Origin of the sequence: Aeromicrobium sp., assembly GCF_037719875.1 — a bacterium.
Classification (GTDB): Bacteria; Actinomycetota; Actinomycetes; order Propionibacteriales; family Nocardioidaceae; genus Aeromicrobium.
Genome location: NZ_JBBJMJ010000018.1, coordinates 1 through 22,932, shown reverse-complemented (window position 1 = coordinate 22,932; position 22,932 = coordinate 1). Strand labels below are relative to the sequence as shown.

Below are 22,932 nucleotides of genomic sequence, written 5' to 3'. Positions count from 1 at the left end.
ATAGGCTCGTCGTCATGAGCACCTTGATCCTTCTGCGCCACGGTCACAGCGAGTGGAACGCCAAGAACCTCTTCACGGGCTGGGTCGACGTCGACCTCAACGAGCAGGGTCTGGCCGAGGCGGCGAGGGGCGCCGAGCTGCTGGCGGACGCGGGTCTCGCGCCCGACGTGCTGCACACCTCGCTGCTGCGTCGGGCGATCCGCACCGCGGAGATCGTCCTCGACGGCATCGATCGCCACTGGATCCCCGTACGCCGGTCGTGGCGGCTCAACGAGCGCCACTACGGTGCCCTGCAGGGCAAGGACAAGAAGGCCACGCTCGAGGAGTTCGGCGAGGAGCAGTTCATGCGGTGGCGCCGTTCCTATGACACCCCGCCGCCGCCGCTGGACGATGACTCGGAGTTCAGCCAGGCATCCGATGTGCGCTATGCCTCCCTGCCTGACGAGCTCCTGCCGCGCACCGAGGCGCTCGCCAATGTGCTCGACCGGATGCTCCCCTACTGGTATGACTCGATCGTCCCGGACCTGCTTGATGGTCGTGTCGTGCTGGTGACGGCACACGGCAACTCGCTGCGTGCGCTCGTCAAGCACCTCGACGGGCTGTCCGAGGAGGCCGTCGTCGGGCTGAACATCCCGACCGGCATCCCGCTGGTCTACGAGCTCGATGACGACCTCAGGCCGACGGTCGAGGGTGGTCAGTACCTCGACGCCGATGCAGCAGCAGCCGCGATCGCCGCCGTGGCCAACCAGGGTCGCTAATTCCCCGCGTCGCGTTGGTTGAGTAGGAGCCGCCCGCGGCCGGCGTCGAAACCCGGTGGGCTGACCTTGGAGCGTTACGACGCCGAGTCACGTGGCTTTCGCCTCACAGTCGTCTGGAGTGCCGTCAACTCGCCGTTCGCTCAACACCTCGAAGCCGGTCGAGTAGGACACGGCGTCGGCGCGAACCGCGACGGGCTACCCAGGCGACACATCCGGAATACAGGGTGAGTAAGGCCAGTGTCGCTAGCAGGGTGATGACCTTCCCTGTGGTGGTTGTCTCGCCGTCGTCGAGCACGCTGGTGACGTTGACCCAGACGATGAGACCAACAACAGCGACGCTGGGAATCCAGGCGTACCAGCGACGTCGCTGCTCCTTGTCGAATTGCGTGGCAAGCAGGGCGGACCAGGTGCCTCGCTCCGCGTCTTCCGGCACCTCTCCCGATCGCAAGGCGCGGACGAAAAGGCGATATTGACCGCGACCGCCGAGCCGCCGGTCGCCGATCCATCGGGCTCCCAACCGCAACCCGCCGATCACCACCACTAGAGGAAGGATCGACCCGAAGATCGCGATCGCGGACCGGCCGTCCATGGATCCTCCCGACGCGTCCGTGCGCGGCGTGATTTCGCCGATCGGGTCAGGCTAGCGGACACCAGAGCCGGTTCAGGACGTTCTGCTTCGTGAGGGAGGTTGGGCCGGTTGGACGCAGCCTGCGGCCGACTTATCGAAACCTCCGAGGTAACAGTTAGGAAATGTTGGGACGTCGGGCTATCTGGTTTCGGGCCGGGCGGGCTTCGCCGCGATGGTCAACCTGATTCCTGACATCCCGCGTCCTACTCGCTTCGCTCGGCCAGAGCTCGGGACTACGAGTCGTACTTGTAGCCCAGGCCTCGGACGGTGGTCAGCGTCGTGGGGTTGGTCGGGTCGGGTTCGATCTTGGCCCGGAGGCGCTTGACGTGGACGTCGAGGGTCTTGGTGTCGCCGACGTAGTCCGCTCCCCACACCCGGTCGATGAGCTGCCCGCGGGTCAGCACCCGGCCAGGGTTGCGCAGGAAGTATTCGAGCAGCTCGAACTCCTTGAGCGGGAACTTCGTCGCCGCGCCGTCGATCGTCACGAGGTGCCGGTCGACATCCATGCGCACGTGGCCCTGCTCGAGGGAGGCGTTGTCGTCGACCTCTTCGGTCAGGCCGCGGCGGAGCACCGCGCGGATGCGGGCGACGAGCTCGCGGGGGGAGTAGGGCTTGGTGACGTAGTCGTCGGCACCGAGCTCGAGTCCGACGACCTTGTCGACCTCGGTGTCCTTGGCGCTGACCATGATGATCGGCACCGACGAGACCTGGCGCAGCGCACGGCACACCTCAGTGCCGGACAGACCCGGAAGCATCAGGTCGAGCAGCACGATGTCCGCGCCGCCGCGATCGAACTCGGTCAGCGCGTCGGGCCCGGTCTCCGCGATCGCGACCTCGAAACCCTCCTTGCGCAGGACGTAGGACAGCGCCTCGCTGTAGCTTGTCTCGTCCTCGACGACCAATACCTTCGTCACGCGTTTTCCCCATCCATCTCTTGGCTGTGCTTCGGCAGGACCAGCGTGAAGGAGGAGCCGAGCCCCTGCTCGCTCCACACCTCGACTGTGCCGCCGTTGCTGGCTGCGACGTGCTTGACGATCGACAGACCGAGCCCGGTGCCACCTGTGGCGCGGGCGCGGGCCGGATCGACGCGATAGAAACGCTCGAAGATGCGATCGAGCTCTCCGCCCGGGATGCCGATGCCGTTGTCGGCGACGGTCAGGCGTACGTCCTGGCTGTCGAGCGTCGCGGTCACCGTGACGCGCGATCCGTCCGGGCTGTATGTCACGGCATTCTCGACCAGGTTGCTGACCGCGGCGTGCAGCTGGGCCCGGTCGCCGTGGACGAGCAGGTCGGGCTGCACAGAGGTCACGATCTCGATGTTCTTGTGCTCGGCCTCGGTGGCGGAGTGCTCGGTGGCTTCCGAGACCAGCTCCCCGATCTTGATCGTGGTTGCCTCATCGCTCAGGATGTCGTTCTGCAACCGCGAGAGGTCGATGATCTGCTGCACGAGGCGGGTGAGGCGCTCGCTCTCCAGGTGCATACGGCCGGAGAAGCGGACGACCGCCTCGGGGTCGTCCTTTGCCTCGCCGACCGCCTCGGCCAGGAGGTTGAGTGCGCCGACGGGAGTCTTGAGCTCATGGCTGACGTTGGCGACGAAGTCGCGTCGGATCGACTCGACCCGGTGCTCGCGGGTGCGGTCGTCGGCGAGCACGAGGATCAAGCGCGACGTCAGGGGGGCGACGCGCGCGTGCACGTGCGAGGTGGTGCCGCGGCGCGGCTGCAAAGAGACGTCGGCCTCGCGGACCTGGCCGTCGCGGCGGACCTGGCGGACGAGGGACATGAGCTCTTCGGGCTCGATTCGGTCATCGTGAACGATGCCCATCGCCACGGCCGGAGCGGACGCCTTGACGACAGTGTCCGAAGAGTCGATCAGCACGGCCGACGACGAGATGACCGACAGGACGAGATCGGCGCCGGGCGGCACCAGAGGTGCTGACTCCTCGGGCACGGTGGTCTCGCGGCGCTCGCTGTAGCGCCAGAGATACGTGATCATCGCGCCGATGACAGCGCCGATCGCCCCCGCGATCAACAACCCTGCACTGGTGTCCACAAATCCGATCGTAGAGGGCAATTCGTTCCCAGTAGGCACTCTGGACACTGCAGCGACGACGCTTTTGGTTGCTGTTCACATCGCGTTCACCGGAGGTCGCCTTCCGTTCATCCGGGCTGCCTAACGTCAGTGGCATGCGCGATCAGTATTACGAACAGCTCGATGCCATCGTCGACGACCTGGTGAATCTGACCGGGACCGTCCGACGTGCGGTTGCCGATGCGACCAAGGCGTTGCTCGAGGCAGATGCCCAGATCGCCGAGTCCGTCATCGCCGGCGACAAGGACATCGACGAGGCGACCGAGATCATCGAGGAGCGGACACTGCTGCTGCTCGCGACCCAGCAGCCGGTCGCGACCGACCTCCGGCAGCTCGTCGCGACTCTGCGGATGCTCACCGACCTCCAGCGCATGGGCGACCTCTCGGTGCACGTCGCGAAGGTGGCCCGCCGACGTATGCCTGACTCGGCAGTACCGGTCCACCTGCACCCAACGATCGTCCAGATGGCCGCTGTCGCGGACTCGATGATCGACTCCGCCTCGCGGATCGTGGCCAATCGCAACGTCGATGCCGCGACCCAGCTCGAGGACGAGGACGACGAGATGGATCGCCTGCGCAAGGACTTGCTGCGCTCGCTGCTGGGTGACAGCTGGACGTACGGCGTCGAGCCGGCCGTCGACCTCGCCCTGCTCGGCCGCTACTACGAGCGCATCGGTGACCACGCCGTTTCGATGGCCCGCCGCGTCGTCTACCTCGTCACCGGCCGCTTGTCCTGACTCAGACGTACGAAAGGCCCCCTCCCCGGTCGGGAGGGGGCCTTTCGTTGCGGTGCGTGGCTTGTCGAGCCGGTCCTACTCGGAGTCGACGCCCTCTGCGCCCCTCCTGGCCACCTCGTTGACCTCGGCGGGTTCGGCGGGTTCGCCGCCGGCGACCTGCTCGTACTCCGCAGTGCGGGCGACGACCGGAGCCTCGATCGTGACCGGGGCGGCGTCGCTGAAGGTCAGGGTCACCTTGACGTAGGCGCCGGTTGCCGCGTCGCTGACCAGGAACCCGCCGGCATCGGCTGCACCGCCAACGACCGACAGGACGTCGGCTTGCAGAGGCAGCAAGGTCTTGGTGCTGCTGACTTCGAGGGGTTGGTCATCGAGGGTCGTCACCTCCACCGAGGACAGGGTCTGGTCGGCGTTGCCGTTGTTGACGATGGAGGTGGAGAACGTGGCGGAACCGTCCTCGTTGGCAACGAGCAGCGTGTTGAGAACGTCCATCTCGCCGTGGTGGTTGGCGCCGACCCCGGCCTGGTAGCGCTGGTTGGTCTGGGCGTCGAAGCCCGTGCCGCAACCACCGAGGGTCAGGGCGGCCGTCACGGCCAGGGCGGCGGCCGCGATGCGGCGACGGCGTACGGTGCTCGTGCTCACCAGTTCACTGCTTTCGGTCGGTAGATCATGCGTCGAACGGTCCGGGAGAAGCGTATCCGAGAGGCCTGTTGAGATTCCCTTTGACCTGTCGCGATGTCGTCTGGTATGGCGTCGATGGACTGAAACGGCAGGGAGTGCCGTCGCCCGCGCATGTTAGACTGGTCACCTACGAAGGGTGTTTTCTCTATGACGTTTGCTGTCGGCGAAACCGTTGTCTATCCCAATCACGGCGCTGCAGTCATCGAGGCCATCGAGACCCGGACGATCAAGGGCGAGGACCGTGAATACCTCGTCCTGCGCATCGTCTCGCAGAACGATCTGGTTGTCCGCGTACCCGCGTGCAACCTTGACCTGGTCGGAGTTCGCGACGTTGTCGACGAGGCCGGGCTGGAGCGGGTGTTCGGGGTCCTGCGTGCTGAGCATGTCGAGGAGCCGACCAATTGGTCTCGGCGCTACAAGGCCAACCTCGAAAAGCTGCACTCCGGTGATGTGCTCAAGGTTGCCGAGGTCGTCCGCGACCTGTGGCGCCGCGACCACGAGCGGGGGCTGTCCGCCGGCGAGAAGCGCATGCTGGCCAAGGCCCGCCAGATCCTGGTCTCCGAGCTCGCGCTCGCGGAGAAGACCAACGAGGACAAGGCCGAGACTCGTCTCGACGAGGTCCTCGCCTCCTGACCTGAGCGCTCCGCGCCTGCAAGACATACGAAGCCCCCACCTCGCCGAGGTGGGGGCTTCGTCGTACTCAGCGGGCCAGCCGGGGGCGGTGAGCTAGCGACCTGTCGCCCGGTCGGGCGGTGTCCTAGCGACCTTTCCGGGTGCCCGACAGGTCGCTGAGTCACCGCTCCTCCCATTGACAGGTCGCTAAGTCACCGCCCCACGGGTCAGCGGGGGAGTACGAGGGCGGTGGCGATCGCGGCGATGCCTTCACCACGGCCTGTGAGGCCGAGGCCGTCGGTCGTGGTCGCGGAGAGACTGACCGGGGCGCCGAGTGCGTCGCTCAGTACGCGCTGGGCCTGCTCGCGGCGGCGCCCGATCTTGGGACTGTTGCCGATCGCCTGCACCGACACGTTGCCGACCAGCCAGCCGCGCTCGCGCAGGCGGCGGGCGGTCTCGACGAGGAAGTCGACACCGGAAGCTCCGGCCCACTCCGGATCGCCTGTGCCGAAATGGCTGCCGATGTCGCCGAGCCCGGCCGCCCCGAGGACCGCGTCAACCATCGCATGCGCGACACAGTCGCCGTCCGAGTGCCCGTCGAGCCCTTGCTCCTCATCAGGCCACTCGAGCCCGGCGAGCCACATCGCGCGCCCCGGCACGAGTCGATGTACGTCGGTGCCGATGCCGATACGTGCGGATGTCACAGGTTGATCATGCCGTACGTTCGGCGGAACTCGGCTTTGCAGGCGACGATGGTTTGGTGACATCTAGGGCAAGCATCGTCAGCGGAGTCCTCGCAGCAGCTGCGGCGATCGCGGCAGGCGAAGGGCTCGCGGCACTGTTCAGCCTGCGGGAGTCACCCTTGCTCGCGGTGGGTCAGACCGTCATCGAGCTGACCCCCGGCCCCATCGCAGAGGGGATCATCGGAGTTGTCGGTCAGGCCGACAAGCCCCTGGCCATCGCGAGCGTCGTGGTCGCAATCCTGCTGCTGGGCTCGCTCGTGGGCCGATGGTGGCTGCCGCATCGCCTGCGGGCATTCCTGCTGGTCACGGCCCTCGTCGTGCTGACCTCGGCCGCGGTTCTGTCACGCCCCTACGGTGGGGTTGCCGGAGTCTTCGTCAGCGTTGCCGCAGGCGTCGTGGTCTTGGGGGTGCTCGAGCTGCTCCTGAGGGAGCGCCGCCACGTGCAGGCCGACATCGCCCGGCGGTCCTTCATCCGTACGGCTGCGGTCATCGCTGTCGCCACGGTGTTCGTCGGCGCGGCGGGGGAAGTCATGGCCTCGCGCCGTCGCCGTAGGCAGGCCGTCGAGCAGGTCCGCGCTTCACTCAAGCTCCCGTCGCGCAGCGCTGCAGTCCCTGCGGGCGCCGACCTCGGTGTCACGGGCCAGAGTCCTTGGCTGTCGACCAACCGCGACTTCTATCGGATCGACACGGCGCTGCAGCCACCCCTGATCGACCCCGAAGGCTGGACCCTGCGCATCCACGGCATGGTGGACAGGGAGCTGACGCTGACCTACCAGGACCTGCTCGACCGCGGCCTCGAGGACGCCTGGATCACGATCTGCTGCGTCTCGAACCCGGTCGGTGGCGACCTGATCGGCAACACGGTGTGGGGCGGGGTGCCCATCAAGGACATCCTCGCCGAGGTCGGCATACAGGACGGCGCTGATGCCCTGCTGTCCACGTCGGATGACGGCTGGAACTGCGGGACGCCGCTCGAGGCTCTGACGGACGGGCGCAACGCGCTGCTGGCGCTGACGATGAACGGCGAGCCGCTACCGATTCCGCACGGCTTCCCCGTACGCCAGGTGGTCCCGGGCCTGTACGGCTATGTGTCGGCGACGAAGTGGGTCGTGGACTGGGAGATAACCCGGTTCGCGGACTTCGAGGCCTACTGGACCCAGCGCGGCTGGGGCGAGCGTGGACCGATCAAGACAGAGTCGCGCATCGACGTGCCCGGCAACGGCGAGACGGTCGATGCCGGTATGACGACGGTCGCCGGCGTCGCGTGGGCGCAGCAGGTCGGTGTCGAGGGGGTCGAGATCAGGATCGATGGCGGACAGTGGCAGAAGGCCACTCTCGGCAAGGCGCCGAATGTCGACACGTGGGTGCAGTGGACCACTCAGTGGGATGCGGAGCCGGGCGAACACCTGATCGAGGCGCGCGCGACCAACGCCGACGGCGTCCCGCAGACCGAGGAGGTCGCCGACGTGCTGCCCGATGGGGCCACGGGCTACCCGCGGATCGGCGTCAAGGTGACGTGAACCCCCGCGGGCAGATCGCGCTTCGGCGCTCCGTCACCGGTGTGTCGCGGTGCCGACGAACCGTGAGCTACCAACGGGTGGTGTCGGACGGCAGGTCCCGGCTCGTCGTGCGGGTGACATAGACGACGCCGCCGCTGCCTCGGAGCCAGGCCCTCTCGAACTGAGACCGTGTATATATGCGACGAACCGTGGAGTTCTTGGCGGCGGCCGGATCGTTGACGATGACATTGCCGGCGGCGGTGAAGCCGCGGATCACGAGCAGGTGACCGGGGGAGGACGAGATCGGTGCGCCGTCGAGGCCGCCCCTGCTGAAGGCGATCGACGCGACCAAGGGGATGCCGGCCTTGATGAAGGCCTCCGCGTCGCGCAGGGTGTGCAGGCGGGTGACGAAGGAGTCGAGCGAGTGCTCCGCGGCGTATGCGGTGTTGAACGGCCAGTTGCCGGTGCCCTCATAGGCGTAGTCATACGTGTAGCGGGCGGCGTGGTCGACGAAGCCGTCGGCGTAGGACGTCCAGGCGTAGTCGGCGGGCTTCGGCCCGTGGCCGAAGTAGCGCATGACCATCGACGTCGACGTCGGCGAGCACCAGGCCTCTCCTCCACCTCCCCACTGGGGGTACTCGCCGCGGTGGATCATCTGCGATGACTGCGGAACAGCGAGCTCCTTGCCCGACGTCATGCTCGTCGAGCTGGTGCCGACCGTGCGGGCGGTGTAGCTGGCGGCGATCCCGTTGGCGGCATAGAGCGTCGGGCCCGTCTCGGCCGTGACATGGCGCATCAGCTGGACCCGCATCTGCCAGCCGCTGAAGGTCTTGGTGCTGTTGGCGAGGATCGTGTCGGTCGAGAGCTTCGCGAGGTCGTCGGCCTGGGTGGGGTATGACGTGCGTTTGATGTGCGAGGTGGCCGAGGCGTAGCGGGCGACGCTGTCCCAGCTGCCGATCGTCGATCCGCTTCGGACGCGCACCTCGACCTTCGCCCACGTGCCTGCTGGTGTGCGAATGCTCCAGGAGGGGATCAGGCTTCGCGCGGAGAATCCGGTGCTCTGCCAAGGTGAGGTCCACAAGCCACGGTCGTAGCGCTTGGCACCACCTGCGACCCGTGGGTCGTCGTAGCTGATGACCGAGGTGCCGGTGCCGAGGGTGACCGAGTCGGTCTTGGCGGCGAGCCCGACCGAGGTGCCCTTGGCGAAGTCGCTCGTGCTCGTCCAGCGGGCGAATGCCGCCTTGTCGGTGGTCGCCGCTGAAGCGGTCGCGGCGGGCACGAGGGCGAGGCCGAGCGCCGCGACGACGATCAGCCGAATGGGGGAAGGCATCGTCCCATAGTAGGTGACAGATGGGGCTTGTGGGGCGGATGTGACAACAGGGAAAGCCGGTAGGGCGGCGAGCACGCGGCCGGACGGCACCGCCGAAGCCGATAGGCTTGCCCTGTGGCATTCCAGCTCTATGACACTGCGTCCCGGCAGATCAGCCCCCTCGTCCCGGTCCACCCAGGGCGGGTGTCGATCTATCACTGCGGGCTCACGGTGCAGGGCCCACCGCACATCGGGCACATCCGCAAGGAGGTCGTCTTCGACGTCCTGCGGCGCTGGCTCGAGCGCTCCGGCCTCGATGTCACGATCGTGGCCAACGTGACCGACATCGACGACAAGATCCTCGCCAAGGGTGATGAGCAGGGGCGTCCGTGGTTCGCCGTCGCCTATGAGAACGAGCGCGCGCTGCACGCTGCCTACGAGGTGCTCGGCTGCGTCCCTCCGACATACGAGCCGCGGGCGACCGGTGTCGTGCCCGAGATGATCGAGATGATGCAGACGCTGATCGACCGGGGTCATGCCTATGCCGCCCAGGACGGCTCGGGCGACGTCTACTTCGACGTACGCTCCTGGCCGTCCTATGGCGAGCTTTCCAACCAAAGGGTCGACGACATGCTGCCGGCCGAGGACGCTCCGCCCGAGGGCAAGCGTGACGGACGTGACTTCGCGTTGTGGAAGGGGCACAAGGAGGGCGATCCGGAGTCTGCGTCCTGGCCGACGCCGTGGGGGCGGGGACGCCCGGGCTGGCACCTCGAGTGCTCGGCGATGGCGTCGAAGTTCCTGGGTGAGGAGTTCGACATCCACGGTGGGGGCCTGGACCTGCGCTTCCCGCACCATGAGAACGAGCTGGCCCAGTCGCGCGCGGCCGGTCAGGCGTTCGCCAAGGTTTGGATGCACAACGCGATGCTCAACCCCGCCGGCTCCAAGATGTCCAAGTCGGTCGGCAACACGTTGCTGGTCAGCGAGGTCGTCAAGCGGGTCCGGCCGATCGACCTGCGCTACTACCTCGCGGCTTCGCACTACCGGTCGATCGTCGAGTTCTCCGAGGAGTCGCTCGCCGAGGCCGCGACGGCGTTCCAACGAATCGAGGGATTCGTACGCCGGGCCGCCGAGCTGTGTGGACCCGGCGAGCTGGGCATACCGTGCGCCGACTTCGTCGCGGCGATGGACGACGACCTCTCCGTGCCGGCCGCCCTGGCCGCCGTGCAGGCAACACTGACCGAGGGCAACAAGCTGCTTGCTGGCGGCGACAGTCCCGCCCTTCGCGGCGTGCTGGCGAGCGTACGGGCCATGCTCGACGTGCTCGGATTGGATCCGTTGTCGCCGACGTGGGACCGTGGAGGTGACGGTGCGGCGCACGCACAGGTGATCGACTCCCTCGTAGGCGGTCTGCTCGAGCAGCGCCACGAGGCTCGGGCCAACAAGGACTTCGCAGCGGCGGACCGGGTGCGTGACCAGCTCACCGCCGCCGGCATCGAGATCGAGGACACTCCGCAGGGCGCGAGATGGTCCGTGAAGGGCGACAACTGACATGCCAGGCAACAGCAAGCGCAGAGGCGCGATCAAGAAGACCGGCAAGGGCAACCCCACCGCCGGCTCCGGCGGTCGGCGCCGGCAGGGGCTCGAGGGCAAGGGTCCGACCCCGCGCGCGGCCGACCGGCCGAACCACAAGGTCTACAAGATGAAGAACGCGACCGACAAGCGCGAGGCGGCCAGGCCCAAGCGCAAGCAGGGCGATGCCGCCGAGTGGGTCGCCGGTCGCAACTCGGTGCTCGAGCTGCTCAGGGCGACGGTCCCGGTGCACGCGCTGTATGTCGCCGAGGGCACCGATCGGGACGAAAAGGTCCGCGAGATCTTCAAGCTCGCCGCCGACCAGCACGTCAGCCTGCTCGAGATCGCCCGCATCGAGCTCGACAAGCTCACCGGTGGTGCCGTGCACCAGGGCATCGCGGCCAAGCTCAACGCCTACGAATATGCCAACCCCCAGGACCTGCTCGACTTCGCCGCGGATCGCGATGAGCCCGCGCTGATCGTGGTCCTCGACGGTGTCACCGATCCGCGCAACCTCGGCGCGATCATCCGCTCCGCCTCAGGGTTCGGCGCGCACGGCGTCGTCATCCCCGAGCGCCGTGCCGCCCAGATCACCGCCGCGGCCTGGAAGACCTCGGCCGGCGCAGCAGCCCGGGTGCCGGTCGCCCGGGTCACCAACCTGACCCGCACGCTCAAGCAGTTCCAAGAAGATGGCTGCATGGTGATCGGCCTCGCCGCCGACGGCACGGTCGCCATCGGTGAGTCCCAGATGGTCGACGGTCCCGTCGTGGTCGTGATCGGCAGCGAGGGCAAGGGTCTGTCCCGCCTGGTCGGCGAGACGTGCGACGAGATCGTCTCGATCCCGATGGCAACCGGCCTCGAGTCGCTCAACGCCGGTGTCGCGGCTGGCATCGCGCTCTACGCGATCGCCCAGGTCCGCGCCTGATCTGGCAACCCTCTCCCAGCGGTGGATCTGCAACCTGACTCGGTGGGGCGGTGGATCTGCAACCTCATTCAGGCTCAGAAGGTTGAAGATCCACCTGCGGCAGAGGTCCGCGCCTGATCAGCCCAGGACACGATCCAGGTAGTCGTTGCTGAACGTACGCTCGGGGTCGAGCTGGTCACGGACGGCCACGAAGTCGCCGAACCTGGCGTATCGCTCGGCGAAATAGCCCGCGTCGAGGGTGTGGATCTTGCCCCAGTGCGGGCGGCCCTCGTATGCGGTGAAGATGTCCTGGGCGGCCGCGAAGTAGGCCGCATAGTCGCTGCGGACGTACTGGTGCACCGCGACATAGCAGTTGTCACGGTCGTGGGCGGTCGACATCCACACGTCGTCGGCCGCCGTGAACCGGACCTCGATCGGGAACGAGATGTTTTCGTGGCCGGCGCCGAACCACGACGTGAGCTCGGCCAGGACGTCGGGCAGGGCCTCGCGCGGCATCGCGAACTCGGCCTCGCGGAACTTGACGGTGCGGGTCGAGACGAACACGTTGTAAGAGTCGTCGACATACTCACGCGCACTGACCATCGATGCCGCGACCGAGTTGACCCGCGGGATCCACCCACGCTTGCGGGCGACGACACGGTTCATCGCCTCGTAGGCCGTGTTGCTGAGGAGCTCGTCGTCGAGCCAGTGCCGGAAGCGGCCGAGCGGCTTGCGCTCGGTGCCCTCGGGCACGCGGTTGTTGCGCTTGATCAGCGCCTTCTCGGTGTGCGGGAACCAGTAGAACTCGAAGTGGTCGTTGTCCTCGACGAGATCATCGAGCTGGTGGAGCACTGCGGGCAGCGGCATCGGTTCCTCGCGGGCGTGCAGCAGGAATGCCGGTACGCATTGCAGCGTCACCTCGGTCACGATGCCGAGCGCTCCCAGGCTCAGCCGCGAAGCGCCGAACCACTCGTGTCCCTCGTCGATCTGGAGCACCTCGCCGTCGCCGGTGACGAGTTGCACGCCGACCACCGCGGCGGAGATGCCGAACAGCCGCCCACCCGTGCCGTGGGTGCCGGTCGACACGGCGCCGGCGACCGACTGCGGGTCGACGTCGCCTAGGTTGGGAAGGGCGAGACCCAGAGCGTTGAGCTGCGGGTTGAGCTCATGCAGCGAGATGCCGGCCTGCACGCGTACGCGCGCCGACGCAGCATCGTGGGCCAGGATCTTGTTCATCCGGTCGAGCCGCAACAAGATGCCGTCGGTCGCGGCGATTGCTGTGAACGAGTGGCTCGCACCGACCGCCTTGACCTTGAGACCGTCCGCGGCAGCCCGGCGGACGATGGCCGAGACCTCGGCGACCGAGGCCGGGTGCTCGATGCTGATGGGGTGGGTCTGGACGCTGCGGCCCCAGTTGGTCCAGGTGTTCTGGGTGCTCATCCGAAGTTCTTGCCCTCTCCGCGATAGGTCGGCGTGAGCGTTGCCCTGCCGTTGCCGGAGATGATCGCGACCTCATCGAAGCGTTCGCACATCTCACCGGCCTTGGCATGGCGCATGACGACCCGGTCGCCGATGTGCAGATCCAGTGCGGCGGGACCCTTGACCGGGCTCTGGACCTCGCCGGCCCCCTCGGTCCCGACGGCCTTGAGCCCCGGTGGCCAGGTCGGGGTGGGTTGCCGGTTCTTGTTGGTGGCCCCCGAAGCGATGTAGCCCCCGCCGAACAACGTCGCGATGTCGGGAGCGGGCTTGCGCACGACCGACAGCGCGAAATATGCCGCGGGGCGTGGCTCGAAGGCGTCGTAGCCGTCGAACAGGGTCGGCACGAACAGGCCTGATCCGGCAGTCAGCTCCGTGATGACCGGGTCGGCCCCACCGACCTCCAGGCTGCCGCTGCCGCCGGCGTTGACGATCTCGAGCGTGGCATGGTCGGACACTGCGTCGACGACCTTGGCCCTGCGGTCGAGCAGCTCGGCGGCCGAACGCTTCTTGATCAGGCGGACGGCGGGGGACGAGTCGGGCAGCCCGGCGATCTGCGCGTCATAGAACATCACACCGACCAGGTGGAATCCCGGTCGAGCCGCGATCGCCGACGCCAGCGCGCCGGCCTCGGCGGCGGAGTGGACGGGGGAGCGGCGCACACCGAGATGGGCTGGTCCGATCTTGAGCGAGGCATCCACGTCGATGCATACGCGGATCGCCGGATGGCCCGCGCCGAGCAGGCTGTCGATGTGGTCGAGCGCCTCGACGCTGTCCACCATGACGGTGATCTGCGCCAGCCGCCGCCCGTCGTCCACGAGGTAGTCCAGCGCGGAGCGGCTCGTCGTGGGATAGGCCAGGAGCACGTCGTCGATCCCGTTGTCGACGAGCCAGTTGGACTCCGCCAGCGAATAGGACATGACGCCGGCAAATCCGTCGCGCGCCACCGTGTCCTTGATGATCGAGCGAACCCTCACGGACTTGCTGGCGACCCGGATCGGCACGCCGTTGGCGCGGCGGACCAGATCGGTCGCGTTGGCCCACAGGGATGGCTCGTCGATCACGGCGAACGGGGTGTCCAGGTCCTGGGTGGCGGAGAGCAATCGGGCGAAGCGTTCGGAGTCGACCGATTTTTGGCTGGAGAGTTCTGGCACCTGGTCAGTATGTCGCACGGTAGGTGCGGCATCCGGTCACGGACAATGGGCTGATGCGCAAGCTCCTGGCACTCCTCCTGGCCATCGCGACGCTGTCTGCCGGTTGCAGCGCAGGGTCTGATGATCCCGACCCGAGGCCCGCACTCAGCAAGGGCGAGACCATCAGCCTGGCGTCGCTCGGACTCGACTGGCCCCGAGCGACGGGCACGCTGACTCCGCCCAAGCGACCTGCGACTCCGGCCGGCTTCGATGACGTCGATCTCGATGAGATGGCCAAGGTGCTGACCAAGTGGGCAACCGTCGCCGCGCTCGATGACGCCGTCTGGCAGGACAACGATCCGCGTCCCGCGGTGGCCGCCACGCTGCCCAAGGCCGCCGGCTCGACACTCCGCAAACAGGTCAAGGACGCGGTGTCGCCGCACCTGGCTGTGGCCAACGTCTTTGCCGACGATGTCTCGATCATCGGCAAGCCGCTCGTCACCTCGGCGTGGAAGGTGTCGAAGGACAAGGACGGCAAGGGCAAGTCATATATCTTGCTCGAGCTGCAGACCCGCACGGCGTACGAGGTGCGGAGCGGCGACGGCCCGACCCGTGTGATCGGGGTGCTTCGGGTCCACGGCCTCAGCGCCTATGCCGACACGACCGACGACTTCGGGGTGGGCGGCGGCTGGCAGGAGTACGGCGCCGGGGACTGCGCGCTCGCGCTGGACGATGAGCTGCGACCCGAGAGCGATGGCGCCGATGCGCTCAAGGACCTCAAGACGTTCACTCGAATCGGCGACGGGTCGAAGCTCGAGATGCCCGAGCTCGGCGTGCAGGAGCAGGTCGATGACGAGTATCTCAAGCGGTGCCGTGAAGGCCAGGTCTGAGCCATCGCTAGGATGGTCCCGGGCTTCGGCCCGTATGCCTCTGTAGCTCAGTTGGTAGAGCGCCTCACTTGTAATGAGGATGTCGCGGGTTCGAATCCTGTCGGAGGCTCAGGGAAAATTGAAGTTGGTTGTGAGAGATCTCTTGAAGGATCACGCGGTGGCCGCGTCTGTCCATCCAGACGATGAACTCGGCGACCGCCCTACCCTATGAGAGACGTAACTGTCACTGCGACTTGCCAGGTGCACTTAGCGACCAATCCAACCCGTCGGTCAGTCGATGCCTTCGACAATGCGGAGATCGCGCTCGACGCCGTCGGAGAGAGTCACCAGCGCCTTCTGGTAAGCCTCACTCTCGTGTGCCGCGACGGCCTGTTCGAAGCTGTCGAACTCGATCAGAATGACGCGCTGCGTGTTTCCGGCGCCGTGGGCGACGACTCGACCCCCACGGGACAAGACTCGCCCGCCTCCAGCGCGGACGGCCGGACCGGCCAGTTCGTCGTAGGCAGTCAGCTTCTCAGGATCGAAAATTGCGATGTAAACACTGACCCAGTAGCCCTTAGCCATGGAAGTCTCCTGTGTTCGGTGCGCCGACGACCATAGGTCGGTTTCAAGTGGCCGGATGCCCTGCTACCCAACTCACACTATCACCCGTTGCCTCTAAAAAGAAAGCACGTCAACAGCCGAGTCGGTTGCAGCTTCTTTGCGCCGCAGGGTTAGTGATCGGACCCTAGTCAGCGTCAGGAGGCTTGGCTCGAGAGACCTTTCGGGACCACGTGCGGGACCAGTCGAAAAGCGGTTGCATCGAAGTCACGAGAGACTCACCGAGATCCGTGAGGGCGTATCCATCGCCTTGATGTGTCACGAGAAGATTGGCCGAGAGCTCTGCTAGTCGCTTGGCCAAGACACTGGAGGAGACATCGTCGCAAGCGCTCCGGAGGCCGCGGAACGTCACTGGCTCTCCCGCGAGGTGCAGCTCCCAGATGATGCGAAGTGCCCAGCGCCGCCCGGCTAGGTCGAGGAGCGCCATGATGGGACGCCCAGACTTGGAACCCCGAACGGGCCGGGGTGGCCAAGGCGGAGAGTCATTCACAGCCCGCAGCCCCTTTGCGCGTTTCGCAGCAACCTCCGAACCAGATTCATGCCTCTACCCTAGAGGCAACTCTCCGAAACGCTCAGATCGGTTTGTCGCCGCCGCGACGATTCCCCGACCGAGACCATCGGGCGCGACAGACGGGCCTGACGGGTGGGCCTGACGGGCGGCGTTGATCGGCAACTCCAAGTTGGGCATCGGAGCGCTCCAACTCCCAGATGATCCTGGGCGTCCAGAGCCGACCGACGAGGTCAAAGAGGGACACGACCGGGCGGCCGGTCGCTGAGTCGCGGACAGTTTGCCCAGCGAGAGAGCTGGGAGCCGTCACAACTTGAACACCCCTCGGGCGTTCTCCGAAAGGAAGTTTTCAAGGGCAGCCGGCGGCAGATCCAACTGGCGCGCCTCGTCGGCGCAGCGCTCGATCGGGAGTTGCGGGAAGTTGCTGCCGAACAGCACCTTGGTTTGGCCGTAGGTCGCTGCAAAGTGCACCAGCGCTGGCGGATAGTAGCGGGGCGCGTGTGCAGAGGTGTCGATGTAGACGTTGGCATGCTTCCACGCCAACCCGATCATCTCCTCGGTCCATGGGTGGCCGATGTGGCCAGCGACGATCGTCAGGTCGGGAAAGTCCAAGGCAACACGGTCGAGGTAGGGCACCGGTCGCCCGGGCTCTGAGGGCATCGCGGGTCCTGTGTGCCCAACCTGGGTACAAAAGGGCACCCCCAACGCGACGCACTTGGCGTAGAGCGGGTAGTACAGCCGGTCGTCGGGAGGTCGATCCCAGAGCCACGGCACCACGCGCAAGCCGACGAATCCGAGGACTGTGATCGCACGGTCGAGCTCGGCGATCGCGGCCATCGGGTGCTCGAGATCGACTGCGGCGATGCCGGTGAATCGGTCAGGGTGTGCGCTGACCACCTCGGCCACTTCGTCGTTGGACAACACCCATCCACCTGGGCGGTGCCAGGCGCTGAGCAGCAGGCGCTCGACGCCAGCGTTGTCCATCGCCTTCAGGACGTCGTCGACCACGACACCATGCTTGAGCGCCTCGGCGGTACCCGAGCGCTCAAAGAGGTTGGCCACCTCGGGGACGATCTGGTCCGGCCGGGTAGGCAGTTGCGCCCAAACGTCGATTATCCCCATCGCGTCAGATCGATCGGCTAGGCAGTGGAGACTCAGCAAGGAGGTCGCTCATCGCTGAAAGGGCGAACCCAAGTGCGACGTAGGGGCGCAACATGAGAGTTGCCTCCGCCAGCCGCCCGGCCGCGTCGAGGTCTTCGCACAGCACACCTTGGAGCTCGTGGTCACCCACCTTTGCAGTCATCCTCGTCGTGCGCTCGGAATGGCCCATGGGGGGCGTGTCTGCGCCGTCGATGCCGACGACCCGTAGGTGGCTCAGTGCCTGGGCGATGAGTCGGACCAGGTGCCCGACATCGTCTCGCCCCTCGTACTCCGCATAGGGGCTACGGAAGCGCACTCCTTCGCTCAACAACTCTTCAAGTCCTGCCAGGTCCGGGCGTAACAGAACGTCAATCAACCAACGCGGTGAGTCCATGCCTCTAATATAGAGGCATGGATCTCAGTATGTCCACGAGGCAGGACGGGTGTACGCCGAACCGCGGGGCCGGGGTGCGGTCGGCGGGCGGCCGGCTCCGTGACCGCCGTCTGGTGATGTACACGCTAATTTCGCAGGCCCTTGTTAGGCGGCACCATGCCCTGCCTACGCGAGCCGTTGTGGAAACGTTCTTCGTCCCGGCGGGCAATGTGGGTCTGACACTGCGGGAGCAACCTACTCGCTACGGCCCTTCACATTCGCTGTTCTCGCCGACGCCGCGGACGACCGAGACGACTTCGTTGCAGGAATTCGACTGCTATCCGTCGTGCTGAGCATCAGCATGATCGCCTTCTCTGGACTGATGGTTTACCTGCGACGCCGTGGCGTTTTCCGGACCGATGTACTCGACCCTGGACTATTCGAGCTGGCCTGTCGATTGGGCATCACCGTCTGGGCCTGGCCCCTCCTCGCGTTCCTGCTCTCATTCGTGATCGGCCCGTTCGCCCTCGTGCCTATCGTCATCTTCATGATCGTCTCGCTGATACCGATCGAAGCCCTTCCTGCCGGAGCACGAGAATGCTCCTGCGTCGGGGATAGGCAACGCGCACTCAAGTGACGAACCGACGCAGTTGTTCCACCTCGACCCAGATGCGTGGGCTGGGTCCAGGGCCTTAGCTCATAACCCAGAGGTCACAGGTTCAAATCCTGAACCAGCACACTTGTGATGTCGCAAGAGATAGGCAAGTCCCGAACCTGCGGAAGCGGGTTCGGGACTTGCTATTTGCGCGGTTGGTAGTCGCGTTCTGGGTCGATGGTCAGCTCGCGGAGCAGTTCGCCGGTGACGGCATTGATGATCCTCACTTCGAGGTCCTGAACGAGCAGGATGATGTGGGTTCGGGCGTGGGTTCGGCCGACGCCGATGTGGTGGAGTTTGCCGTTGACCCGCAGGGTCACGGCGCCTGTTTTGTCGATGCGGTCGTGACGGATCCGGTCATGGGTTTCGCGGTCTCGGCTGTCGCCTGGCAGAGCTTTCGGCATGGTGTCGAACAGGGCCGCTGGGGTTGCTTGGTGCGGCAATGAGCGATGAGGTCGGCGGTGGTTGTATTCGTCGACGAACGCGTCGAGCAGAGTCTGCAGTTGCTCGATTGTTTCCGGGCGGAAACTTTGCGCGCGGAGCCACTTCTTGAGTGTCTGCTGGAATCTCTCGACTTTGCCCTGGGTCGTGGGGTGGTTGGGTCGGCCGTTCTTCTGGACCACGTGCAGTCGTCTGAGTTCGTGCTCGAAGGCATTGCGGCCGCCTTGGCGTCCGAGGCCGGCGAGTCTGACGGTGAACACCATCCCGTTGTCGGTCAGCGTTGAGGCTGGAATTCCGGCGGTTTTGACAGCTGCTCGGAACTTGGCCAGCACGATCGGTGTGGTGACCCTTCGGTGGGCGGTGACGCTAATGGCGTAGCGGGTGCAGTCGTCGAGCCAGCTCAGGATCTCAACATCGACGCCGTCGATGAGGCGGTAGTGGGTGAAGTCTGATTGCCAGGTCTCGTTGGGCATCGCGGCTTGGAAGCGGACGTTGAAGCGCCCTAGGTTCTCTGCCGCTCCTATACGGGTTGCGGCTCTCGGTTGAGAGCAGCGTAGTGGGCTTGCTCGAGCTCGGCGGGTGGGACGTTTCCCAGGGTCGAGTGGAGCCTTCGGTTGTTGTACCAGTCGACCCAGCCGGCGGTCGCGTACTCGACGTCGGCGATGGTCTTGTAGGGGCCTTCGTGGAAGACGGTCGTGCGGATGCACTCGGCCTTGTAGAGGCCGTTGATCGTCTCCATGAGGGCGTTATCGTAGGCGTCGCCGACCGATCCGATCGAGGGCCGAATCTCCTCCAGAGCGAGGTGCTCGGTGAAGCGGATGCTGGTGTATTGACTTCCGGCGTCGGCGTGGCAGATCAGTTCGCCGGCCGTGATTGGGTGTCCGTCGCGGTCTCGCTGCCACAGCGCCATCCGCAGCGGGATCATGACGAGTTCGGTCTCCTTGGACGTCGAGGCGTGCCAAGCCACGATCCGTTGGGCGAAGACGTCAACGATGAACGCGACATAGACCCACCCTGCCCACGTCCTGACATACGTGAAATCGGTGACCCAGACGCGGTTCGGAGCCGCGGCCGTGAAGTCACGATCGAGCAGGTCGCCGGCGCGTTTTCCGTCCTTGGCCGGGATCGTGGTCCGGATCCCCTTGTCCCTGCGAACACCAGACAAACCCAGCGTCCGCATCGCCCGGTCAACCGCCCCCGCGGAGGCATCCGCGATAACGGTGCGGCGCAGATAGGCGGTCATCTTGCGGCGCCCATACAAGCCCTCGGGGGCCAGTTTGCGCACCACCACACCATCAGCATCGACGGCCACATTCCAGGCGATGTCACGCACCGCGTCAACGACACGGGCGTCGCTGATCGTCCTCGCCGCTGGGACAGCGATCCGCCAGTCTCGGTAGGTTCTCGCGGCGACCTGCACGCCCTGCTGACGCAGGACCCGACAGATCGACTCGACCGCGTGACCCTGCGACCTCATGGTGTCGATGAATCCGGACATCATCGGTTGCGGGGGTCGAGTTCCCCCGCGAAGAAAGTCGTCGCTGCTTTCAAGATCGCAACGTCTTCACGCAACTGCCGATTCTCTGCCTTGAGCCTCTTGATCTCAGCCAGCTCCGCAGAGCTCAGGCCATCGCGGTGTCCGCCGTCGATCTGGGCCTGCACGACCCACCTGCGGACGGTTTCTCGGCCAACACCAACCTGGCGGGCGACCGCAGATGAAGCCGCGGTCAATGACGGGTACTCACCGAGATGGTCATTGACCAGCCGAACAGCTCTGGCCCGGACCTCGGGATCGATCTTCTTGGGCATGTGCTCATCCTTTCAACTCAAAAGGATGCGGCGGGGAACCTGGGGCGCTTCACGTAGGAGGACTTGGGGCGCTTCTTCGGCTCAGGGACCACGAGGCCGGCTTTGGTCAGGTGTCGGCTGATCGTGGCGGCCGAGACTGTGATGTTGTGGTGATGTGTGAGGTGCCACTTGATGGTGTCGGGGCCGGCGTCCAGACCTGCCGCGGAGAGGTCTTGTCGCAGTCTGACGATCAGTTCGACAGTCGTCGCTGGTGTCGCGGCTGGCGCCGTCTTGGGTCGTCTCGAGCGGGGCTCGAACGCGGCCTCGCCGTCGACCCGGTAGCGGGCCATGAGGCGTGAGACCCAGGCCTCAGACAGTCCATAGGTGCGGGCGGCTTGGGCTTGCGACAGGCCTTGGACGGTGATCGCGGTGATGACGAGGCGGGCTTTGGACACCTCCGAAAGGGTGGCCGGGAGTCTTGCCTATGTCTTGAGAGATCTCTTGCCTATGTCCTGAACCAGCACACTGAACCAGCACACTGTGTGATGTCGCAAGAGATAGGCAAGTCCCGAACCTGCGGAAGCGGGTTCGGGACTTGCTATTTGCGCGGTTGGTAGTCGCGTTCTGGGTCGATGGTCAGCTCGCGGAGCAGTTCGCCGGTGACGGCATTGATGATCCTCACTTCGAGGTCCTGAACGAGCAGGATGATGTGGGTTCGGGCGTGGGTTCGGCCGACGCCGATGTGGTGGAGTTTGCCGTTGACCCGCAGGGTCACGGCGCCTGTTTTGTCGATGCGGTCGTGACGGATCCGGTCATGGGTTTCGCGGTCTCGGCTGTCGCCTGGCAGAGCTTTCGGCATGGTGTCGAACAGGGCCGCTGGGGTTGCTTGGTGCGGCAATGAGCGATGAGGTCGGCGGTGGTTGTATTCGTCGACGAACGCGTCGAGCAGAGTCTGCAGTTGCTCGATTGTTTCCGGGCGGAAACTTTGCGCGCGGAGCCACTTCTTGAGTGTCTGCTGGAATCTCTCGACTTTGCCCTGGGTCGTGGGGTGGTTGGGTCGGCCGTTCTTCTGGACCACGTGCAGTCGTCTGAGTTCGTGCTCGAAGGCATTGCGGCCGCCTTGGCGTCCGAGGCCGGCGAGTCTGACGGTGAACACCATCCCGTTGTCGGTCAGCGTTGAGGCTGGAATTCCGGCGGTTTTGACAGCTGCTCGGAACTTGGCCAGCACGATCGGTGTGGTGACCCTTCGGTGGGCGGTGACGCTAATGGCGTAGCGGGTGCAGTCGTCGAGCCAGCTCAGGATCTCAACATCGACGCCGTCGATGAGGCGGTAGTGGGTGAAGTCTGATTGCCAGGTCTCGTTGGGCATCGCGGCTTGGAAGCGGACGTAGGAGGACTTGGGGCGCTTCTTCGGCTCAGGGACCACGAGGCCGGCTTTGGTCAGGTGTCGGCTGATCGTGGCGGCCGAGACTGTGATGTTGTGGTGATGTGTGAGGTGCCACTTGATGGTGTCGGGGCCGGCGTCCAGACCTGCCGCGGAGAGGTCTTGTCGCAGTCTGACGATCAGTTCGACAGTCGTCGCTGGTGTCGCGGCTGGCGCCGTCTTGGGTCGTCTCGAGCGGGGCTCGAACGCGGCCTCGCCGTCGACCCGGTAGCGGGCCATGAGGCGTGAGACCCAGGCCTCAGACAGTCCATAGGTGCGGGCGGCTTGGGCTTGCGACAGGCCTTGGACGGTGATCGCGGTGATGACGAGGCGGGCTTTGGACACCTCCGAAAGGGTGGCCGGGAGTCTTGCCTATGTCTTGAGAGATCTCTTGCCTATGTCCTGAACCAGCACACTGAACCAGCACACTGAACCAGCGCACTGCCCCCACTACCAAATTTCAGGTCCTAGTTCCCTTGAGGATGCGGCTAGCCCTCTGGTCGTGGACCTGGCCGAACCAACCCGTGGTCGAACGCGAAAACCACCGCTGCGGCCCGGTCACGAAGGTGTAGTTTGGCGAACACATGGCCGATGTGCGACTTGACCGTCCCCTCGCTGAGAGTTAGGCGGTCGGCGATCTCGGCGTTGCTCAATCCTGTGCCGATCAGCTCGAGCACCTCGACTTCGCGCGGGGTCAGCGCGTCGAGCCCGCCCGATGGCATCGGGGGCGCTCCGTCGCGGTATGTGGCGAGCACCTTGCCGGTCACGGCTGGGTCGAGCCATGACCCGCCCTCAGCGACTGTCTGTACGGCGCGCTGCAGGTCCTCGGCGGGCACGCCCTTGAGCAGGAATCCGGCGGCGCCGGCACGCAGGGCGGCGGCCAGGATCTCCTCGTCCTCAAATGTCGTCAGCACCAGCACGGGCGGGGGGGGGGGGGGGGGGGGGGGGGGGGGGGGGGGGGGGGGCGGGGGGGCGGGGG

The 22,932-nt window shown here is 66.0% G+C and carries 25 protein-coding genes and 1 tRNA gene; 9 read left to right on the top strand and 17 right to left on the bottom strand.

Going from position 1 to position 22,932, the window contains the following annotated elements; translation table 11 throughout:
• Window positions 1-14 precede the first annotated feature (14 nt).
• Complete coding sequence (locus WKF39_RS14220) at window positions 15-758, top strand: phosphoglyceromutase (protein WP_340389536.1); 744 nt, start codon at window positions 15-17, stop codon at window positions 756-758.
• A 124-nt stretch (window positions 759-882) separates the two neighbouring features.
• Here the strand turns inward: WKF39_RS14220 and WKF39_RS14215 are convergent, their stop codons facing one another.
• From WKF39_RS14215 to WKF39_RS14205, 3 genes are all read right to left on the bottom strand, one after another.
• The gene (locus WKF39_RS14215) at window positions 883-1,347 is read right to left on the bottom strand and encodes a hypothetical protein (RefSeq protein ID WP_340389534.1); all 465 of its coding nucleotides are present in this window, start codon (window positions 1,345-1,347) and stop codon (window positions 883-885) included.
• A gap of 272 nt (window positions 1,348-1,619) precedes the next feature.
• On the bottom strand, window positions 1,620-2,300 hold the full coding sequence (locus WKF39_RS14210) for a response regulator transcription factor (RefSeq protein WP_340389532.1): 681 nt from the start codon (window positions 2,298-2,300) through the stop codon (window positions 1,620-1,622).
• Window positions 2,297-3,436, bottom strand: coding sequence for an ATP-binding protein (locus WKF39_RS14205; protein WP_340389530.1), 1,140 nt, complete (start codon window positions 3,434-3,436; stop codon window positions 2,297-2,299). Before WKF39_RS14205 ends, WKF39_RS14210 begins: the two co-directional genes overlap by 4 nt.
• A 134-nt stretch (window positions 3,437-3,570) precedes the next feature.
• On the opposite strand from WKF39_RS14205, the gene phoU reads away from it, so the two are divergent.
• Window positions 3,571-4,212 carry a phosphate signaling complex protein PhoU gene (phoU, locus tag WKF39_RS14200; protein WP_340389527.1) on the top strand — a complete coding sequence of 214 codons (642 nt, stop codon included), beginning with the start codon at window positions 3,571-3,573 and terminating at the stop codon, window positions 4,210-4,212.
• Between the two features lie 75 nt (window positions 4,213-4,287).
• Here the strand turns inward: phoU and WKF39_RS14195 are convergent, their stop codons facing one another.
• On the bottom strand, window positions 4,288-4,851 hold the full coding sequence (locus WKF39_RS14195) for a hypothetical protein (protein WP_340389525.1): 564 nt from the start codon (window positions 4,849-4,851) through the stop codon (window positions 4,288-4,290).
• Between the two features lie 186 nt (window positions 4,852-5,037).
• Here WKF39_RS14195 and WKF39_RS14190 point away from each other — a divergent pair, with 186 nt between their 5' ends.
• Window positions 5,038-5,523, top strand: a complete 486-nt coding sequence (locus WKF39_RS14190) for a CarD family transcriptional regulator (protein ID WP_340389523.1) — start codon at window positions 5,038-5,040, stop codon at window positions 5,521-5,523.
• A 206-nt stretch (window positions 5,524-5,729) separates the two neighbouring features.
• Here the strand turns inward: WKF39_RS14190 and ispF are convergent, their stop codons facing one another.
• The gene (gene ispF, locus WKF39_RS14185; RefSeq protein WP_340389521.1) at window positions 5,730-6,206 is read right to left on the bottom strand and encodes a 2-C-methyl-D-erythritol 2,4-cyclodiphosphate synthase; all 477 of its coding nucleotides are present in this window, start codon (window positions 6,204-6,206) and stop codon (window positions 5,730-5,732) included.
• Window positions 6,207-6,262: 56 nt separating this feature from the next.
• Here ispF and WKF39_RS14180 point away from each other — a divergent pair, with 56 nt between their 5' ends.
• Window positions 6,263-7,765 carry a molybdopterin-dependent oxidoreductase gene (locus WKF39_RS14180; protein ID WP_340389519.1) on the top strand — a complete coding sequence of 501 codons (1,503 nt, stop codon included), beginning with the start codon at window positions 6,263-6,265 and terminating at the stop codon, window positions 7,763-7,765.
• 67 nt (window positions 7,766-7,832) lie between these two features.
• Here WKF39_RS14180 and WKF39_RS14175 read toward each other — a convergent pair whose 3' ends face one another.
• Complete coding sequence (locus WKF39_RS14175; protein ID WP_340389517.1) at window positions 7,833-9,074, bottom strand: peptidase C39 family protein; 1,242 nt, start codon at window positions 9,072-9,074, stop codon at window positions 7,833-7,835.
• 114 nt (window positions 9,075-9,188) lie between these two features.
• Here WKF39_RS14175 and cysS point away from each other — a divergent pair, with 114 nt between their 5' ends.
• Together cysS and rlmB are read left to right on the top strand one after the other, a co-directional pair.
• Entirely contained in the window at window positions 9,189-10,601 is a 1,413-nt protein-coding gene (gene cysS, locus WKF39_RS14170) for a cysteine--tRNA ligase (protein ID WP_340389515.1), read from the top strand.
• Between the two features lies 1 nt (window position 10,602).
• Window positions 10,603-11,547, top strand: a complete 945-nt coding sequence (gene rlmB / locus WKF39_RS14165) for a 23S rRNA (guanosine(2251)-2'-O)-methyltransferase RlmB (protein WP_340389513.1) — start codon at window positions 10,603-10,605, stop codon at window positions 11,545-11,547.
• Window positions 11,548-11,664: 117 nt separating this feature from the next.
• Here rlmB and WKF39_RS14160 read toward each other — a convergent pair whose 3' ends face one another.
• Entirely contained in the window at window positions 11,665-12,966 is a 1,302-nt protein-coding gene (locus tag WKF39_RS14160; RefSeq protein ID WP_340389511.1) for a D-arabinono-1,4-lactone oxidase, read from the bottom strand.
• Window positions 12,963-14,156: an alanine racemase gene (locus WKF39_RS14155; RefSeq protein WP_340389509.1), complete on the bottom strand. Its 1,194-nt coding sequence runs from the start codon at window positions 14,154-14,156 to the stop codon at window positions 12,963-12,965. Before WKF39_RS14155 ends, WKF39_RS14160 begins: the two co-directional genes overlap by 4 nt.
• Before the next feature lie 53 nt (window positions 14,157-14,209).
• On the opposite strand from WKF39_RS14155, the gene WKF39_RS14150 reads away from it, so the two are divergent.
• Together WKF39_RS14150 and WKF39_RS14145 are read left to right on the top strand one after the other, a co-directional pair.
• Window positions 14,210-15,025, top strand: coding sequence for a hypothetical protein (locus WKF39_RS14150; RefSeq protein ID WP_340389507.1), 816 nt, complete (start codon window positions 14,210-14,212; stop codon window positions 15,023-15,025).
• A gap of 36 nt (window positions 15,026-15,061) precedes the next feature.
• Window positions 15,062-15,134 (top strand) — tRNA-Thr (locus WKF39_RS14145).
• Window positions 15,135-15,295: 161 nt separating this feature from the next.
• Here the strand turns inward: WKF39_RS14145 and WKF39_RS14140 are convergent.
• The 4 genes from WKF39_RS14140 to WKF39_RS14125 all read right to left on the bottom strand — a co-directional run bounded on the left by WKF39_RS14140 (window position 15,296) and on the right by WKF39_RS14125 (window position 17,667).
• Window positions 15,296-15,589: a DUF1330 domain-containing protein gene (locus WKF39_RS14140; RefSeq protein ID WP_340389505.1), complete on the bottom strand. Its 294-nt coding sequence runs from the start codon at window positions 15,587-15,589 to the stop codon at window positions 15,296-15,298.
• A gap of 163 nt (window positions 15,590-15,752) precedes the next feature.
• Window positions 15,753-16,052, bottom strand: coding sequence for a winged helix-turn-helix transcriptional regulator (locus WKF39_RS14135; protein ID WP_340389503.1), 300 nt, complete (start codon window positions 16,050-16,052; stop codon window positions 15,753-15,755).
• A 387-nt stretch (window positions 16,053-16,439) separates the two neighbouring features.
• Entirely contained in the window at window positions 16,440-17,195 is a 756-nt protein-coding gene (locus WKF39_RS14130; protein ID WP_340389501.1) for an amidohydrolase family protein, read from the bottom strand.
• Between the two features lie 64 nt (window positions 17,196-17,259).
• Window positions 17,260-17,667 (bottom strand): nuclear transport factor 2 family protein, encoded by a 408-nt coding sequence (locus WKF39_RS14125; protein WP_340389499.1) that lies wholly within the window; start codon window positions 17,665-17,667, stop codon window positions 17,260-17,262.
• Between the two features lie 340 nt (window positions 17,668-18,007).
• Here WKF39_RS14125 and WKF39_RS14120 point away from each other — a divergent pair, with 340 nt between their 5' ends.
• Window positions 18,008-18,283, top strand: a complete 276-nt coding sequence (locus WKF39_RS14120) for a hypothetical protein (protein WP_340389497.1) — start codon at window positions 18,008-18,010, stop codon at window positions 18,281-18,283.
• 161 nt (window positions 18,284-18,444) lie between these two features.
• Here the strand turns inward: WKF39_RS14120 and WKF39_RS14115 are convergent, their stop codons facing one another.
• From WKF39_RS14115 to WKF39_RS14095, 5 genes are all read right to left on the bottom strand, one after another.
• Window positions 18,445-19,215 (bottom strand): integrase core domain-containing protein, encoded by a 771-nt coding sequence (locus tag WKF39_RS14115; protein ID WP_340389495.1) that lies wholly within the window; start codon window positions 19,213-19,215, stop codon window positions 18,445-18,447.
• Between the two features lie 47 nt (window positions 19,216-19,262).
• Window positions 19,263-20,551, bottom strand: a protein-coding gene (locus WKF39_RS14110) for an IS3 family transposase (RefSeq protein ID WP_340386007.1) whose coding sequence is annotated in 2 segments (ribosomal slippage) — window positions 19,263-20,278 and window positions 20,278-20,551 — 1,290 coding nt in all. Because the reading frame shifts where the segments join, the coding sequence is not laid out codon by codon here.
• A 17-nt stretch (window positions 20,552-20,568) separates the two neighbouring features.
• Entirely contained in the window at window positions 20,569-20,985 is a 417-nt protein-coding gene (locus WKF39_RS14105) for a helix-turn-helix domain-containing protein (RefSeq protein WP_340389493.1), read from the bottom strand.
• 143 nt (window positions 20,986-21,128) lie between these two features.
• Complete coding sequence (locus WKF39_RS14100) at window positions 21,129-22,298, bottom strand: IS481 family transposase (RefSeq protein WP_340388430.1); 1,170 nt, start codon at window positions 22,296-22,298, stop codon at window positions 21,129-21,131.
• A gap of 143 nt (window positions 22,299-22,441) precedes the next feature.
• Window positions 22,442-22,867, bottom strand: a complete 426-nt coding sequence (locus WKF39_RS14095; protein ID WP_340389491.1) for a response regulator transcription factor — start codon at window positions 22,865-22,867, stop codon at window positions 22,442-22,444.
• Window positions 22,868-22,932 lie beyond the last annotated feature (65 nt).

What these genes read in the sequence shown, in the direction of transcription:
- WKF39_RS14220 (WP_340389536.1), top strand. Translation starts at nt 15, where the DNA reads ATGAGCACCTTGATCCTTCTGCGCCACGGTCACAGCGAGTGGAACGCC.
- WKF39_RS14215 (WP_340389534.1), bottom strand. Translation starts at nt 1,347, where the DNA reads ATGGACGGCCGGTCCGCGATCGCGATCTTCGGGTCGATCCTTCCTCTA.
- phoU (WP_340389527.1), top strand. Translation starts at nt 3,571, where the DNA reads ATGCGCGATCAGTATTACGAACAGCTCGATGCCATCGTCGACGACCTG.
- WKF39_RS14190 (WP_340389523.1), top strand. Translation starts at nt 5,038, where the DNA reads ATGACGTTTGCTGTCGGCGAAACCGTTGTCTATCCCAATCACGGCGCT.
- WKF39_RS14175 (WP_340389517.1), bottom strand. Translation starts at nt 9,074, where the DNA reads ATGCCTTCCCCCATTCGGCTGATCGTCGTCGCGGCGCTCGGCCTCGCC.
- rlmB (WP_340389513.1), top strand. Translation starts at nt 10,603, where the DNA reads ATGCCAGGCAACAGCAAGCGCAGAGGCGCGATCAAGAAGACCGGCAAG.
- WKF39_RS14160 (WP_340389511.1), bottom strand. Translation starts at nt 12,966, where the DNA reads ATGAGCACCCAGAACACCTGGACCAACTGGGGCCGCAGCGTCCAGACC.
- WKF39_RS14150 (WP_340389507.1), top strand. Translation starts at nt 14,210, where the DNA reads ATGCGCAAGCTCCTGGCACTCCTCCTGGCCATCGCGACGCTGTCTGCC.
- WKF39_RS14140 (WP_340389505.1), bottom strand. Translation starts at nt 15,589, where the DNA reads ATGGCTAAGGGCTACTGGGTCAGTGTTTACATCGCAATTTTCGATCCT.
- WKF39_RS14135 (WP_340389503.1), bottom strand. Translation starts at nt 16,052, where the DNA reads ATGGCGCTCCTCGACCTAGCCGGGCGGCGCTGGGCACTTCGCATCATC.
- WKF39_RS14125 (WP_340389499.1), bottom strand. Translation starts at nt 17,667, where the DNA reads ATGGACTCACCGCGTTGGTTGATTGACGTTCTGTTACGCCCGGACCTG.
- WKF39_RS14120 (WP_340389497.1), top strand. Translation starts at nt 18,008, where the DNA reads ATGATCGCCTTCTCTGGACTGATGGTTTACCTGCGACGCCGTGGCGTT.
- WKF39_RS14115 (WP_340389495.1), bottom strand. Translation starts at nt 19,215, where the DNA reads ATGCCCAACGAGACCTGGCAATCAGACTTCACCCACTACCGCCTCATC.